Below are 15,838 nucleotides of genomic sequence, written 5' to 3' on the forward strand. Positions count from 1 at the left end.
AAAGTTATCAGGAAGTTACAATGCCCAGTTCTGACTGCATTTAAGCGTAGCCATCTTCGTCGAAGATTTTAGATCGTCACTCACCCTAATTGATTTTTTCGGAAAACTCAATATAAACACCCTTTTATTTTTAAAGCATTTTATAAGTCTAAAAAACATTGAAGAGAACAGATGTGAGAATAATTCACAAAATTTCCATTAAAAGAATTTCAATTAGAACAGAATGTATTTAGACTAGCTTCACTAAAATCAGATGTACATTGGCATCAGCATAAACAATTAGCGATTATAGACTAAAAACGTATACACATCTCGAAAAAAATAATCTTCGTTTCCAAATCATTTTCCTCTAAAGGCGCAACAGTTTAAAGATGCCTTTTTTAAAGCTTAGAGCTAAACAAGTGTTTTTTTCAAAAACTCATTTACTTTTCCGTTAACTGTCCGTCTGTTTTTCATATATACACAAGTGAGAGAACACATCCAAATCCAATCTTTTCTTTTGCGAATGCAAAGTTCAGTGAATCCTATCGATTCTCGCTTTTTATCCCTCCTTCAACTAGTATTTATAGTAAAAATTTTACACTAAATGACAGTTTTTTTCATTGTTTTTTCTAAAAATAGGTATTTTCCACATCATTTTTTGTGGAAAATACCGATGTTTTTTTAGAAGATTTGTAATATATTTTGAATTAAGAAGAAGAAATTGTAAATTCCACCAAAAATATATCAATTCTTCTCTTCTCTCTAAAACTTTAAACAACAAGCCGGAGCATTGTGATCATATGAAATATTGACATTGTTTTTTAGCAAATAAATATCGAAAACTCATTAAATTATGTAAGCAGGTGATTTGATAATGCGTCTTGAAGAGCAAGAGCAATTGGTAAGAAACCCTAGTCATGTTTTTATCAAAAGGATATTTTATCCATTTAAAATCATTTATTCGCCGCAAAAAACTTTATTGAACATACATAATGAAAAAAAACTAGGAATACTAGCTACTTTGACATTAGTTATATTGTTTGCCGCAATAAGTATTGTTATAAGTCAAAATTTATTGGAATCCGAATATATAGCAGATCTTTTAGGAAACAATCCATCACAATCGTTTAAAAATGCTCTTACTATTTTTGCCGCAATTATGCAAGTCTTCTTATTTTTCGTTAATATTCTTTTACTTACAGCCTTAATAAAAATAGTTCTCTCCATCGTAAAATTGAAAGTAAAATTCAGGGAATTATTGAGATTTGTCATCATCGCTCAATCCCCTGTTATTTTGGGGCTCGGTATAAAATACGTGTTATCTGATCCGTCTCAATATCATATTCCTGTCACCAGCTTGGCCTACCTATTTTCAGGATTAAACATGAATCAATTTGTGCAAATATTTTTATCGAAAATTGAATTATTTAATTTGTGGTCATTATTTCTAATTTGTTTAAGCTTAACAATTGTTACAAAGCAGTCTTTAACAAAGATAGTTTCCATATTATTCCCAGTAATAATTATATTTAACACACTAATTGAACTTATTTGAAAGGAGGTGAATTATAATGTTGGAACTTGATCTTTTAGTTGCTTATGGCATTAATGAAACTACTGCAAAAACTATTGCTGCATTTTTGGACGCCGGTTTAGGAATAGCTTCATTCTTGACATTGATAACCGGAGCAGGTCTCACATTAAAAGCCTTGCAGATAGCTCTAAGAGCCGGAGGCAAAAAAGCTGTAGTAGCATAATGTTTTTAGGATAGGATAGAGAGCCGTTAGTCTTTCTCTATCCTACCTTCTATTTAATTTAAGAAAAAGTTAGCGAGTGAGTGATGTTGAACTATTTTTCCCGTCTACGAAACACTTTTATCCTTTCTGCCATTGTATTTGGCATAGGTTTAATTATTGGGGTCATGATAATTTTTTCGACTTCGCCTCAAATGGAGGAGGCAGCTGAGCTCCAAAGAACTTATAAAGCTGGCTGGTACTCAGTGTATTCTATTTTTTTAAATAATATACTTGTTTGTCTAGTTTTAATGCTGGGTTTATTTACATTTGGGATTCCTACGTTTATTTATTTACTCATTAATGGCATATCTATCGGAGCAGGTCTAACTCATCTTATTTTATCTGATCAACCTTTATTAAATATATTTTTAAAGGTTATACCTCATGGAATATTTGAAATCCCCTTTTTTTTATTAGCAGGAGCTATCGGCTTTTTAGGATTTACATTTTATTTTAATAGAAAATATGGGTTGAAATTTTTATTAAAACATGTCGTAATGGTAATTATAGGAATCCTTCTAGCTTCCATTGTAGAGGGATTGATTACATTAAATTTATGAAAGTCGGGAGTCAAAATGAGAGCAGCATGGATTAAATGGAAGATTTATATAAGATGGAAAAATCAATGGGGTAAATTTTTAAATAGAAGAGGGTATTCAGGATATATATTTGCGATCACAGCTTTTTTTCTTGATGTCATAGAGGCTATTTTTTATTTTTTTTCTGCATATGCTGTATTAAAACTGGTAATTATGAATGAATTTTTACATACAGCAACGACAGGTGCGCCATTTTTGGACTTTTTATTGCAAAAAATTTCCCAAATTAACAACAATGTTTATATTCTCTGGCAGTTTTATTTTGTATATGTAATAGTTTTCTCTGTTATTGCTGGCATAAAAGCTTCCAAGTGGAATTTAAGCTCAATGGACAAGGAGTGGCTGCTGTCACATTTTAAATTGAGTTTAAGTAAAGCCAACTCTATGGTTATTTTCGAAACAATCTGCTGGAACATAAGAAGTTTCATCATACATATTTTAACATTGCTTTTTAGCTTATCATACGCAATCGGTTTAAACATATCTATGGTAATTGGATTAACACTGCTCAGCTTTTCTTTATATTTGTTTGTCAGCATTGCTGTCTCTTTTTCGCACACATTTTATGTATACAAGTTTATAATAGAAAAACCTTTCGTAAACAAAGTAGCCAAAATTGTCATATCAAGAATGATCATATTTTCAATAGGCTATTTTTTCGCTGCAAAGTTTACAGGATGGCTTATTGATATTCCCTTTATTAAAGAAAATCCCACATCCGAGTCATTTGAAAAATGGTCTAACAAAGGTTGGGAAATTCTGTTTGACAGTGTAACGACGATCAAAATCAATTTAAGCTTTTTTGATATTCTCACTGCTGATTCTCTATATACATATATTGGCACGATATTGATGTGTATGTTTACTATGGTATTTTACTTGTTATTTATCATTCTTTTTAAAGAAAACCCCAACAGGCGATCAGCGGAGTATTTTGATCGGCTGCCTTCCCCGTTATTAAAAGTGCCGTTTTTAAAGAAAAAAGCTTTTATGATTCTTTTATTTATTAGATCGAGCTTTTTTCAAAAGAGGCTTCCGTATATGTTTGGCGATTTCGTTTATTGGTTTTCTGTTGGCATATTTAGCGGATTGCTCGCCAATTTAGATGATGAGTACAAAGTGCAGCAATTAGTACTTTCATTTTTTATTTTGTACCATATTTATTTTTTGGCGGAACGTCATTATCAGCATTTTATAGGGGGAATGGCCTTAGAAAGTGATGGCACCAATGTCTTAATTTATTTAAATGCTGGAAAAAATCTTTGGTATGTATTTAAACAAAAGTTTTTTGTCTACATCATCACGTTAATTCCTTTAATCGTAATAGGTGATTTCATTGTTTATATACTCACTCCCATTTCATTAACTACTATTATATGGTTGCTCTCAATGCAAATTTTAGCTTTAAATGCTTTTGGCGCTTTAAATTATATTTCCAGCGCCTTCTATCCTCATTTTGAATTTCGAAACGCTGAAGAATTGAATGAATTTGGCGATAAAAAAATGGTCGATTCTATCTTAGATGCAATGTCTTTATTTATCATACTTCCTAGTATGACAATCCCCATGGTTTTATTTATCATGGGTTATTTAACAAAATCACAATATTTGTTCATCAATCCTATTTTTCTTGCTATTTATCTATTCGGAATGCTCTTTATATCACTTTTATTAGTAAAAAGAAAGCTAAATAAAAAACAATTTATTTATTAGGAGTGAAAATCCAGTGGGAGCAGCATCTTCTGATTATTTATTGAAAGTCCATAATCTGACCAAAATTGAAAATGGGAAAAAAATATTAGATCAAGCAACGTTTGAAATTGCTGAAAATAAAATTGTCGGATTTCTCGGACCAAATGGAGCGGGGAAAACCACAACCTTTAGAATTTTATCTGAATTGACCGGCTACGATGATGGAGAAATTTACGTCAATGGTGTAAAACTGTCAGATCTGGATCGAAAAGAAATCATGTTACTTCCTGATGCCCCATTATTATTTTCCGTGCTGACCGGAAAAGAATATTTAAAATTCATGAGCGAGTTATTAAATTTTGATATAGACAGCCCGGAAATTAAAGAAATGCTCCAGTTATTGGGATTATTAAATTCCTTAAATAAGCAAATTTTCAATTATTCGCTTGGGATGAAAAAGAAACTCAATCTTATTCCATTATTAATGAAAAAACCGAAGCTGCTTTTGCTAGATGAGTATTTATCAGGAATTGATCCTGTCAGTATGAAAGATATTAAAAACATCTTAATTCAATACGCACAAAATGGATGCAGTATTTTTATGTCTACACACCAACTAGAGGTTTGTGAAAGATGTTGTGATTCAATTATTTTAATTTCCAATGGGAAAATATTAAAAAATAATATATCTATTTCCGAGATCAAAGAGACAGCTAGCAGTCTTGAGGAATATTATTTAAATGTATTTTCAACTGAGGAAGGATGAGGAATGTGTTCAAATATATTGGGGATATACTTCTCTTTATACTTTTTGCATTTGCCTTTTATTACGCAATTAAGGGATGGAAAGAAAACCGAAGCGAAAGTATATGGTATCTCATATTTAGTTTATTTATTTTGGGAGGAATCATCGTTAGATTTATATTTTAAATCACTACCATTGCAAATAAATCCGATGATTCCACCACACTAACAATGTTCAAAAATGATAAAGTACATAACCCTTGGAAAAGGTGGTTCCTATTCGAAAAGTTACACTTAATCGAACAATAAAATGAAGTTCTTATAAAGTTAAGAAAACCATGGGGAAAAATCTTTCATGCACCACCGATCAAACGAAAAACTTTACGTTGAGTGGTAGGTAAGCTAACAAGGTTGAATTAGCTAACTGTCTTCCTGGCTGAAAAAGCATACACAGTGGCTCAAAATCAAATCGCAGTATGTTCCCGTCTGCTTCACCTTAATTCATTAAGGAGACGATACAAGTCAAGTTTCAATGACTTTCGGGACAATCCCATTGTGGAAAAAGAATCCTTATTTTAGTCATAAATATTCACTATGATTCGACAAGGAAATAATACTGTTTTGTTCATATCATAATTCAGAAACTTTCAATCTCCCTGGGGTTCTTCCTGCGAGAAATAAATTACTTAATAGTGCCAAAATGATTGTTCCAATTGTTAAAAAAACGACACCATGCCATCCGTAATTTTCCCATAAAAGGCCGGGAATCCAACCGCCAAGGCTTCCTCCTAAATAGAAAAACACCAAATATAAAGACGTAGCAGCTCCCCGTGAATCGGCGGCCATATCTGTCACATAAGCTGTTGTTGCTGATTGAGAAGCAAAATTTCCGAGCGTCAACAATGATGATCCCACAACAAGCGCAGGAATCGTTGGCCAAAGCGTTATGAAAATACCGATTCCGCCAAGAATATGCCCCATACTCATTGTCCAACGCCGGCCAATCTTATCAGATATCATGCCGGCTATAGGAGCGGAGAAAATGCCGAACGCATATGTAGCATAAAGCAACGAAATTTGTGTATTGCTTAACTGAAAAGGAGGTTGAGCAACATAAAAAGGAATATATGTGAAAAAGCTAATAAATGCGAAGAATTGCGAAAAACCTATAGTGAATGTACCTATCAGAGCAGGATTTTTAAAATGTATGCCAAAACTTTGTTTCTTCCTTTCTCTTTGATAGTTAGGTTTAGGGAGATATTTCCAAACTAAAAAAGCAACGACCATGGAATACACCGCGATTATTGAAAAAACAGTCTTCCAGGAAAATGTGTCGGCTATCGGTCCAGAAATAACCCGTCCCAGCAATCCGCCCGCCACATTAGCACTTACATATACTCCCATCACTCTTCCACGTTGATTTAGAGGAAATTCTTCAGATACATATGCCATCATCACAGCCAAGATGCCAGGTATGATGAGACCATACATACATCTCCAAAATAAAATTGATGAAAATGATTCACTAATGTAAATCATCATACTCGGAAAAATTAATAATATACTTGCAAAAAGAATAACTTTTTTTCGATCCCATTGGTCCAATAATTGAGCAAATACAAAAGATGACACGGCTAATGAAATAATGGTAATCGAAATAGCTGAGCTTGCCGTTGCTATCGATATATTAAATTCTTGAGTCCACAACGGGAGTAGAGGCTGTGGTGCATAAAGAACAATGAACGCATTTGCTGTAGCTACAAAAATAATGAATAAACGTAACATATAGCGACTACTCCTCCGCTATCTTTTATTGTTGAAGTCATCTTTTTAAATGTTTACTGAGAGCATCGGCCGGTTCATATTCAATAATGCAGCCTATACAATGAATGACATCCTTATATGGAAAACAAATTACCGAGGATGAGAAGAGTTCTTTTCGTTTAACAAAAAAGTAACTCTTTTAAATAATTCGAGATACGAAAGAAATATCCTTCATTTTTTTATCCTCACGCCTCTTTCAATCTATAATCGTTCCAAATATATAGAAAAAAGAACAGCCAACCATATGAATGCGGCTGCACTTTCGAATCCTATTTAATAGAATCTACTTTTTTCGAAAATACAAATTCAGAGTCGCCAACGCCACTTATTCTATAAATCGTATCATTTTCCTCAAGAACAATATTGTCTCAGCCAATTCACTTGAAATAACCGTTGCTATCAGAGCCTGTATCAACCAATATCCGATTGTATTTGATAATTGAATTTTGGGCCACTCCGATCTAACTTTGCAACTGGTAAATCTGCATAAATCTTGATGTCAAAAAAGCTTCCTTGTCTTATAATAGGCATAGGGGGTCAACCTTAGGTCGATAGATTGTTTGACCGCTTACTTATTTCGACATTTTCGGGAGTACTTCTTATTTAGTGCTTAGAAATCTTTGAGTCTGGAGGACTAATATTTATAAAATTCATTCAATTTATTATTTTTAGTATTTTTCAAAATTAATGTAATATTAATGATGAAGAGAAAGGTAAAATTACAATACTAAACTCTACACTTGCTTAAATGCCTTGAACAAGAAACTTATTACAAAGCTTTGATTTATTTAGACTGCTAGCTTTTATCAGTATGGGAAACTTATTTGATATACCCAAAAACGGTTAATTCCAGTAAAAATATCCAAAGTTAAGGTAAAAGAAAGTCATTCCAAAATTATCTAGGTAAGCTACCTTTTATCACGGATTCAGGTATCTATAGGATATATGGGTAAAGATATATTTTAAACATTACAACTGCTTATAAAATTCTTAATAACCCAAAAATCTAAAGGAAGAAGGGAAAGCATTGAATTACTTATTAAAGCAAAAAAGATTTGTAGCTAATTTGTTTAAAGCTAGATTCCCATTTATATATATTCCAACTTGGGAAGAGCAAAGAGCACTAGCACTTATTAATGACATTGCCTATGATCAACAGTTGATTAAAACAACAAGAAAATTATTTACTTGGAAGATTACGGAAGGGATTGTAGGAGAGGGTATACGTAAAGACGATACGAAGGTTCCTGTAAAAGCATTAGAATTTATTGAAAAGTATGATGAGCCCGCTATTTTTGTACTGCAAGACTTCCATGTTTATTTTGGTGATCAAGGAAGATTACCAGATCTTCTTGTGATAAGAAAACTACGTGACATTGTAATGAGTTTAAAACAAAGTGTTAATCCAAAGAATATTGTATTTTTATCTCCAATTCTTAAATTACCGCAAGATTTGGAGAAAGATATTACAATTGTTGATTTTCCTTTACCAACCTTTACTGAAATGAAGCAACTGCTTGATGAAATGATTGAAGTAAACCGACAAACAGGAAGAATTGAAATTAACTTAAATGAAGAAGAAAAAGAAAAACTCGTAAAAGCATCATTGGGTTTAACACTTTCGGAAGCCGAAAATGCCTTTGCACGGGCAATGGTTGATGATGGAAAATTATCAATCAAGGATGTTGAAGTAATCCTTCAAGAAAAAGAACAAATCATTAAGAAAACAGGGATACTAGAATTTATATCGAGTAATCTTAATATGGATGAAGTCGGTGGATTAGAAAATTTAAAACGTTGGTTGAAAAAAAGAGATAAATCTTGGTTAGAGTCTGCGCAACAATATGGTTTACCAGCTCCAAAGGGTGTGCTCATTACAGGTGTTCCAGGTTGTGGTAAAAGTTTAATAAGTAAAGCGATTAGTGGAATGTGGCAGCTTCCATTACTGCGATTAGATATTGGAAAAGTGTTTAGCGGCATTGTTGGTAGTAGTGAAGAAAATATGAGAAAAGCGATTCAAACAGCTGAAGCCATTGCTCCTTCCATCTTATGGATTGATGAAATCGAAAAAGGATTTAACGGAACTAGTTCATCTGGAGATAGCGGGACAAGTTCTCGTGTTTTTGGACACTTTTTAACTTGGATGCAAGAAAAAGAAAAATCCGTATTTGTAGTTGCCACTGCAAACAATATATCGGCACTTCCTCCTGAAATGTTGCGAAAAGGTCGATTTGATGAAATTTTCTTTGTTGATTTACCAACACATAGAGAACGTATTGAAATCTTCCGAGTTCATTTAAAGAAAAGATTAAATAACCCAAGCGTAAAAGGTAATTTTGAAATTAGTACTGAAAACCTGGAAAAATTGGCTGACATGACGGAGGGGTTTGTAGGAGCAGAGATTGAACAAGTTGTCATAAATGGATTATTTGAGGCATTTTATGAAGAACGAAGTGTTCAATTTAGTGATTTTGAAAAAGTTTCGAAATTAATTGTACCACTTGCGGTGACACAGGCTGAACAAATTAAAGAGATTCGTGAATGGGCTAGTGTTAGAGCGGTTGCGGCTACGCCTAGAGAAGATCGAGCGGAGTATTGCGAATCAAATAGCTCTAACATGGATATGGATATTAAGTCCACTCGTGGCGGTCGTGCGATTGACTTTTAATAGAAGTAGGTGAATGAATTTGAGCATTGAACTTTTGTTAGTTCCAATTGGTATTGCAACAATTAGTTCGATTAAAGCCTTTGCAAATCAAAAAAATGATTCCTTTATCATTCCAACGATTATGAAGAAAGAAGATTTACTTCAAAAATCGATTGAACAGTATGGTTGCAAAGTGACAAAATTGACTGAACAAAATTACCAAACGACAATTGAAGATCTTCAAATTTATTTTCAACTAACTGAACAGGGGTATTTTGAAGCGATATTTAACAATAGTGTTGACACACAAGCTGCCATGGAATTTATTGAAAATTTACAGACAGAATACAAATATCTAATACAACAAGAAACTTATCAACATTTACTGAAACAAGCAGCAGAACATGGCTTACATCTGGAATCGGAAATTATGCAAGAAGACCGAACAATTGTTTTAACTTTTAATGTCAACAATATTTCTAAATAGGTGATGCTATGGGAACCAAAAAAATACAGATCAAATTGACAGAAGACGGTAAAATCTTTGCGGAAACAATTGGCATGAAGGGACAAGAATGCATCAAGTATATTGACCTTTTGGAGAAACTACTCGAATCGGAAACAGTTGATTCAAATTATAAAGAAGAATATTTTCAATTTGAAGAAACTATAACTGAACAAAATAAATTGAAGCTAAAGGAGGAGTGAATGATGCGGAGTATAACTGAGAAGGGGATAGGTTGGGAATTACGTAACTCCATCTGGATGCTATGGGTCTTTTTCCCTTTTGCTTTTTTTAATTATATTTCTTTTTTCTATGCAGCTTTCAGAGTAAGACAAAGAAAATGGTTTTTTGCAGGACTCATATATACTTTACCTTTTATCATATTTTTAATTGCAGAAGAAGGACATTTCTTATTTGATATCGCGTTTGCATTAGCACTTATTAGTTGGGTTTCTTCCATCTTTCATGTTTTTAGAATTAGACCTGAATATTTACTCCGTCTTGAATCACAGCAAAAAGTACAAGAAAAAAATTTAAAGCAATTAAAAGAAGCTATTGCGAAAGAACATATCCTTGAATCGAATGATGAACAGCAAGTGATTTCTCCAAAGGAAGAATTTATAAACCCAATGCAGCCATCAATTGAAAACGAAAGCGTAAGTAAACAAATCGATGTTAATCATGCTTCAGCAGAAGAAATTGCAAAGGTACCTGGGGTTGGATTGATTTTTGCGAAAAAAATACTTGCAGAGAGAGAAAGGGTAGGATTCTTTCAAAATTTCGAACACTTTATCCAAGTTCTTGGGATTAAGCCTCATGTAGCTGAAAAAATGAGACCATATTTACAGTTTAATACAGACGATAATAATCAAGGAAATCAAAAGAAAAAAATGGAACGAGGAAGAGTTGTGGACTTTTGATGGAACTGTACATACATCGTTATATTCCAGTTACTGAAGTGGAAGGACCAGGTAAAAGATTTGCAATTTGGGTACAAGGTTGTTCAATTCGTTGTAAAGGGTGTGCCGTTCCTTGGACTTGGGTAAATGAAAACGGTACAAAAATGAATGTGGAGAATTTATTTGAATTCATTAAAGATAGTAAAGAGCAAAACGAGATTGAAGGCGTCACATTTCTTGGAGGAGAACCGTTTGATCAAGCTGAAGCCTTAGGGGAACTAGGAAGAAAAGTGAAACAGCTCGGCTTAACAGTTATGACATTTACAGGGTATTTATATGATGATTTGAAAAAACAAAAACAAAATCAACGGCTGCTATCAGTGACAGATTTGCTAATCGATGGACCTTTTATCGAAGAAAAATTAGATTTAAGCCGTCCTTGGGTTGGTTCATCCAATCAAAACTATCATTTCCTCACGGATGTTTATAAACATTTAGAAACGAACTTTCATCAATTCCAAAATAAAATTGAAATTCGAATTTCTCAAAATGGTACAATCTCAGTGAACGGAATGGCAACGAAAGATACATTGAAAGAAATATTGAATCAGCACACTTTTAAACGTATCCGATCAAATACTTAATTTTTATTTGTTAGGTGCACTTGATAAAGAAACAATAGATAATCCCCTACCTTTCAGGTACCGTCAAAAATTTTGTGTAATACAAGATAGATAGGGGGTCTCTGAAATGGATTTGGAATGTTTCTCCACACGGGGCTGTCCAGAAAATCAAATCCCCATAAAAAACAAAAAATCATAAACATCAATATATCAACGTTTCTAAAACATCAAAGGGGGCGTCAATAAGTAGTAAAAACGACTTATTAGACACCCCCATGTGGAAAGTGGGAATCCTCCTATTTTTTTGATTTGCATTATTTAGTTCTTCAAACATTTGCTCGAGGGCTGCTTGTACTTCGGCCAATCCTGGCAACTTTCGCTCTGCCCATTTCTCATTAGCTGATACAGGATTAATTTACCAAATCCTCAATCATAAGGTTGTGGTTGCCAGGTCATTTTCACCTAGGCAATCGATTACTTTCTCGTATACCAACCGGCGGCAGATGTTATTGCGAAGCTTTATAATGCAGGATGATAGGCTTATTTTTTTCATTGTTGCTTTATATAAACTAATTTCACCAGTTGTATGTTCGGAGTCTGCGTAATCAGCCACAAAATTTTCATTTAATGATATAGTCCAAATCTCTTCGTTATGTCTCATTAAAACGACAGCAAGAGTGCCAAACTGAGTAATATGATCCCAGTAAAATAATTTCCTTTTTACCATTTATGAGTAACAGAAATTCCTTCTGAATGGCTCACAACCTCAACGTTATTTCCTTGCCATCGACCATGGATTTCAGCCCCGACATAATAATAGAACCTTCCGTTTCCGCGATCACCATAAGTCCAGATAAATTGTTGAATCGTATGATCAACGGTTTTATATGTAACGGCGGCAATAACATTCGCTAACTATTCCACTTTAAAATTCCCCATCTGTTTTATAGGGAAGCCTTTCTTTTGGACGAGACAGAATTCCGTAATAAGACCTCAAGTAAACGGCATCCCCACTCTAATTGATAATACATGTTTAAAATCAGGCGATATACTTATGATATTTTTAACTTTTTTACCATTTGCAACAAACAATCCCTCATTGACTACTTATTCCATCCAATTTCTGGATGACGCGCCTCAAATCCTAGGATATTTTACTTAAAATAGAAAGTTTTAGGTAGATTATTTAAATTTTTCCTTATAATCATTTAACTATTTATTTAAAAAGCCGATTATAAATAATGAAATTGTTTGGTTTTCAATTTAATTATCACTTTGATGACTATTGTGTGCAGAAAAGCTTTGCGGAAGACCAACCAAACATGAACTCTGCAAGTTCCGATTTTTGCAATTACGGGATATCTGGAAGTAGGTACGCTTTTTACATAGCACGAATCACAATATTAATCTGGTCCAAACCCGTACTACTATAGTTCGTTTGTTGATACTTTAAAAAAACAACACAACGCAGACTGGAAACTGGCGATTTTAACTATGGCAATCACATTTTAATCGTCGATTTAAAAACAGGTAAATCAATCGATTTCTTTAGTGCATTGAATTTTTACTATGAAAGCAAAGTTGAACCATTGCCTTCCATTAATTATTTAGATAGGAGGGAATAACCGTGAAAATTGATCTTGGATATATCGGAGCAATAGTCGCTCGAAATAGAGCCAAAATGCCATCCGTACACGAAATCAAAAATCCATTGGCCGGACAACAAGTGGAAGTCATCCGAAACGGACAAGCCTATAAACTTACGATTTCGGATGAAATCAAACAAGTTCAAGGCTTGATGGCCATACCGATGGAAAAGTTTTTTCACGTAGAAAACGCTGACCCTTCTGATATTTTCTCTTATCGGCCAAAGGATCAATGGCTTGTGTTCAGCCAATATTTATATGAATCCAAATACTTTGATTCGCTAAGTAATGAAGAAGTAAAAAAAGTAGAATCCATCTTACAACACATAACGGACGGAGTAGATAGTTTGTCGCCATATCTAGGGATTAGCCTTTTTGGAATTAGTAAAGAACAACAGCATTCTTATGAAGCCCATCTTGAATTGGCTTCTTCAACAGCTGCACTTCAATACTTCAGTGATACGTTTTTAAGCGGTGATGTAAAAAAAGGATTTGATCAACTGATTCAAGATTATGTCCGCCACAATACGAAAATAGCCATAAATCACCAATCGGTAGAGGAGCGATTCATCGCAGCACGAGCCAAAATCAGGTCACTAAATGCTCCTTTAACATACCAACAAAGCCGTGAGCTGTCCATGACGAATAAACTTGGGAAAACGGTATATACACAAGCAGAAATTGAATCAGTCATCAAAAATTATCAAGAAATGTTTGAGAGCATTCAAAATGAAGAAGATTTGTCTGGAGTGCTTGCAAAAGCAAAAGAACAACTGCTTTCATTTGCTACGAAAGGCATCTCACCAAGGGATATAGATTACCAATTGGCAAGAGATTTTGTTGCACAGCGTGCCGATGACACATTCAATCGAATTGAAAATTACTGGCGTATGTTATTGCAAGAAAAATAAATTGTTCATTTGATCCGTGTTAAAAGATAGGGGGAAGTTTTTGTACTTTTTAACAAAAGTTGAGCAAAATATTGAAAAAGCTCAACCAACAGAAAATTGCTTGCAATGAAAATTACCGCTTAATAACTGAAGAAATCAATAATCTGCTTTCGAATAAACTGAAGCTTAAGCTGGAAAAATCTACTATCAATCCAAACGTGAACGAAAGAAATATGAGGAAAGACTACAAAATGATTTAATAGACATTTCAATGAACTAACTTCTGAGATGCTTCACCGTTTGGTTGATCGAATCGAAATAAAAGAAGATGCTTCACCAAAGATTTATTATCATTTCAAAAATGATGGTTTAAAAGAATAAAAGATATAGGAAAAGCACGTTTCATGATTTCCAGAAACGTGCTTTCAGCTTATCGACAAAGTCGACAAACTGGGATTAGTTTAAAAAGCTAATCTTTTTGATTCCATTAAAAACGAGTTACGAGTGGCATAGGGGGATACCGCGATAATAAAGAAAAAGCTGAGGTTCTATGAATTAAGACTTCATATTTTAGTGTTTATGATAAATTAAATCAGTTTCGTAACTATCACCGCTGTAATTATTTTTTTAAATACAATCTCTTTAATTCTTTTGTTTCTTCTTTCTTTAATTTTAAATTGTAATGTGAAATGATCTTTTTCATTAAGGAGTCAAATTGCTTTAAATAAAAGCCATAATTGTAAATTATCACAAATGCACTTGGCAATCTTTTGTTTCGGACAATTGGGATTATATTATTCTCAAGAGACAAGTAAAAAACATCACAACGATCTTCATTTATTTTATCAATATTTATTTTTCCAATTTCTTTCCTATACAAAGAAAAATAATTTTTCCCTATATGATCTTCAAGGATTTTATTTGCTTTATTAACATTAACATCTTCTCCTATATTTCGCAGCATTTTTCTTACGCTATTACTTGGTTTATCTTGATTAAAGTAACTATACACAACAATATAAAATGCCAATTGGCCAAATTCCGAATCGGCATATTGTCCAATCAAAAATTCTTTATTTCTTTGGACTTCATATAATCTCATTTTTTTGTTGACAATATTAGTTTTACATTTTATAGACATATCGAAATACACATTGTCTTTATCATAATTTTTTTGATAGACAGAAACTTTGTAATGCACCCCTTTGTCAAGACACAAATTGATAATATTTAAGTTATCCATTCTCTCCTTTCGCTATGAATGTGGTGCGTGTGCAAAAAAGGCTTGACATGGAGCCTCTACGGGCACGATTTTTTGCGCCTACTTGATGTACTAATCACATAGTCTAAAATTCTTTCTTTCGATAAATAATTACAGCAATTAAATATGAGAGAGTAAATACAGTAATACCAAGTACTATAAATAAAATCGGAACTAATAAAGACGAATCTATGGATAACGGTAATTTGTCTATTAAATCTTCTACTAAGAATTTGATTCCATAATAAACAAATAGACCTACAAATCCTCCTCCAAGTACAAATGCATCAGATTTGTCTGCACCAAAGATATAGAGGAACGGGTATATAAGCGCACCTGCTAAAAGAACTACGAAAATTCCAGAAGAAATAATATTAATTATGCCATTTATTTGTGTTTCAAAAATTAGATCATATGTATAAATAACAATATATGAAAGAAATGCTCCGATAATCACAACCGATAAGTAAAAAATATAGTGACTTCGGACAATATTAGACCTACTAACCGGTAAGGTAAGTACATATTTATCATAACCAGACTTACTCTCTATTTTTATAACTTCAAGTGAAGGCAAAGTCATTAATAATATAATTAACATAGCGGCCACACCACTTACCATAGGCCCTGCAAAAAATAAAAGTACACCAGAAATCAATAATGCGAGACCTACATATGCAAAAATACTTCGATAAACTAGGTAATAGTTTGTCAATAATAGACCTTTCAC

General features: G+C 33.2%; 14 protein-coding genes and 2 pseudogenes. 13 read left to right on the forward strand and 3 right to left on the reverse strand.

Features of this window, described 5'->3' with window-relative positions:
- The first annotated feature begins 856 nt into the window (after positions 1–856).
- The 5 genes from NSS70_RS17220 to NSS70_RS17240 all read left to right on the forward strand — a co-directional run bounded on the left by NSS70_RS17220 (position 857) and on the right by NSS70_RS17240 (position 4,835).
- On the forward strand, positions 857–1,537 hold the full coding sequence (locus NSS70_RS17220; RefSeq protein ID WP_339193334.1) for a YIP1 family protein: 681 nt from the start codon (positions 857–859) through the stop codon (positions 1,535–1,537).
- 16 nt (positions 1,538–1,553) lie between these two features.
- The gene (locus tag NSS70_RS17225) at positions 1,554–1,739 is read left to right on the forward strand and encodes a hypothetical protein (protein WP_339193335.1); all 186 of its coding nucleotides are present in this window, start codon (positions 1,554–1,556) and stop codon (positions 1,737–1,739) included.
- An 83-nt stretch (positions 1,740–1,822) separates the two neighbouring features.
- Positions 1,823–2,338, forward strand: a complete 516-nt coding sequence (locus NSS70_RS17230) for a stage II sporulation protein M (RefSeq protein WP_311066486.1) — start codon at positions 1,823–1,825, stop codon at positions 2,336–2,338.
- A 15-nt stretch (positions 2,339–2,353) separates the two neighbouring features.
- The gene (locus NSS70_RS17235) at positions 2,354–4,090 is read left to right on the forward strand and encodes a hypothetical protein (RefSeq protein ID WP_340882041.1); all 1,737 of its coding nucleotides are present in this window, start codon (positions 2,354–2,356) and stop codon (positions 4,088–4,090) included.
- Between the two features lie 13 nt (positions 4,091–4,103).
- Positions 4,104–4,835, forward strand: coding sequence for an ATP-binding cassette domain-containing protein (locus NSS70_RS17240; protein ID WP_066248071.1), 732 nt, complete (start codon positions 4,104–4,106; stop codon positions 4,833–4,835).
- Positions 4,836–5,443: 608 nt separating this feature from the next.
- Here the strand turns inward: NSS70_RS17240 and NSS70_RS17245 are convergent.
- Positions 5,444–6,598, reverse strand: coding sequence for an MFS transporter (locus NSS70_RS17245; protein ID WP_339193337.1), 1,155 nt, complete (start codon positions 6,596–6,598; stop codon positions 5,444–5,446).
- Between the two features lie 1,066 nt (positions 6,599–7,664).
- Here NSS70_RS17245 and NSS70_RS17250 point away from each other — a divergent pair.
- The 8 genes and pseudogenes from NSS70_RS17250 to NSS70_RS20920 all read left to right on the forward strand — a co-directional run.
- Positions 7,665–9,305 carry an AAA family ATPase gene (locus NSS70_RS17250; protein ID WP_066248067.1) on the forward strand — a complete coding sequence of 547 codons (1,641 nt, stop codon included), beginning with the start codon at positions 7,665–7,667 and terminating at the stop codon, positions 9,303–9,305.
- Positions 9,306–9,324: 19 nt separating this feature from the next.
- Complete coding sequence (locus NSS70_RS17255) at positions 9,325–9,771, forward strand: hypothetical protein (RefSeq protein ID WP_066248066.1); 447 nt, start codon at positions 9,325–9,327, stop codon at positions 9,769–9,771.
- Between the two features lie 8 nt (positions 9,772–9,779).
- On the forward strand, positions 9,780–9,992 hold the full coding sequence (locus NSS70_RS17260) for a DUF2997 domain-containing protein (RefSeq protein ID WP_066248063.1): 213 nt from the start codon (positions 9,780–9,782) through the stop codon (positions 9,990–9,992).
- Positions 9,993–10,709, forward strand: a complete 717-nt coding sequence (locus NSS70_RS17265) for a ComEA family DNA-binding protein (RefSeq protein WP_339193338.1) — start codon at positions 9,993–9,995, stop codon at positions 10,707–10,709.
- Positions 10,709–11,332: a 4Fe-4S single cluster domain-containing protein gene (locus tag NSS70_RS17270; protein ID WP_339195827.1), complete on the forward strand. Its 624-nt coding sequence runs from the start codon at positions 10,709–10,711 to the stop codon at positions 11,330–11,332. Before NSS70_RS17265 ends, NSS70_RS17270 begins: the two co-directional genes overlap by 1 nt.
- 1,326 nt (positions 11,333–12,658) lie before the next feature.
- A pseudogene (locus NSS70_RS17275) lies at positions 12,659–12,936 on the forward strand (hypothetical protein); the annotation flags it as partial.
- Positions 12,937–12,938: 2 nt separating this feature from the next.
- A complete protein-coding gene (locus NSS70_RS17280) occupies positions 12,939–13,868 on the forward strand; it encodes a hypothetical protein (RefSeq protein ID WP_339197393.1) in 930 nt (309 codons plus the stop codon).
- 249 nt (positions 13,869–14,117) lie between these two features.
- Positions 14,118–14,228, forward strand: a pseudogene (locus tag NSS70_RS20920) (hypothetical protein); the annotation flags it as partial.
- A gap of 238 nt (positions 14,229–14,466) precedes the next feature.
- Here the strand turns inward: NSS70_RS20920 and NSS70_RS17285 are convergent.
- A complete protein-coding gene (locus tag NSS70_RS17285; protein WP_340882045.1) occupies positions 14,467–15,090 on the reverse strand; it encodes a hypothetical protein in 624 nt (207 codons plus the stop codon).
- 103 nt (positions 15,091–15,193) lie between these two features.
- Positions 15,194–15,838 carry an ABC-2 transporter permease gene (locus NSS70_RS17290; protein WP_066248048.1) on the reverse strand — a complete coding sequence of 215 codons (645 nt, stop codon included), beginning with the start codon at positions 15,836–15,838 and terminating at the stop codon, positions 15,194–15,196.

Origin of the sequence: Aeribacillus sp. FSL K6-2848, from assembly GCF_038004325.1 — a bacterium.
In the GTDB taxonomy this organism is placed as follows: Bacteria; Bacillota; Bacilli; order Bacillales; family Aeribacillaceae; genus Aeribacillus; species Aeribacillus composti.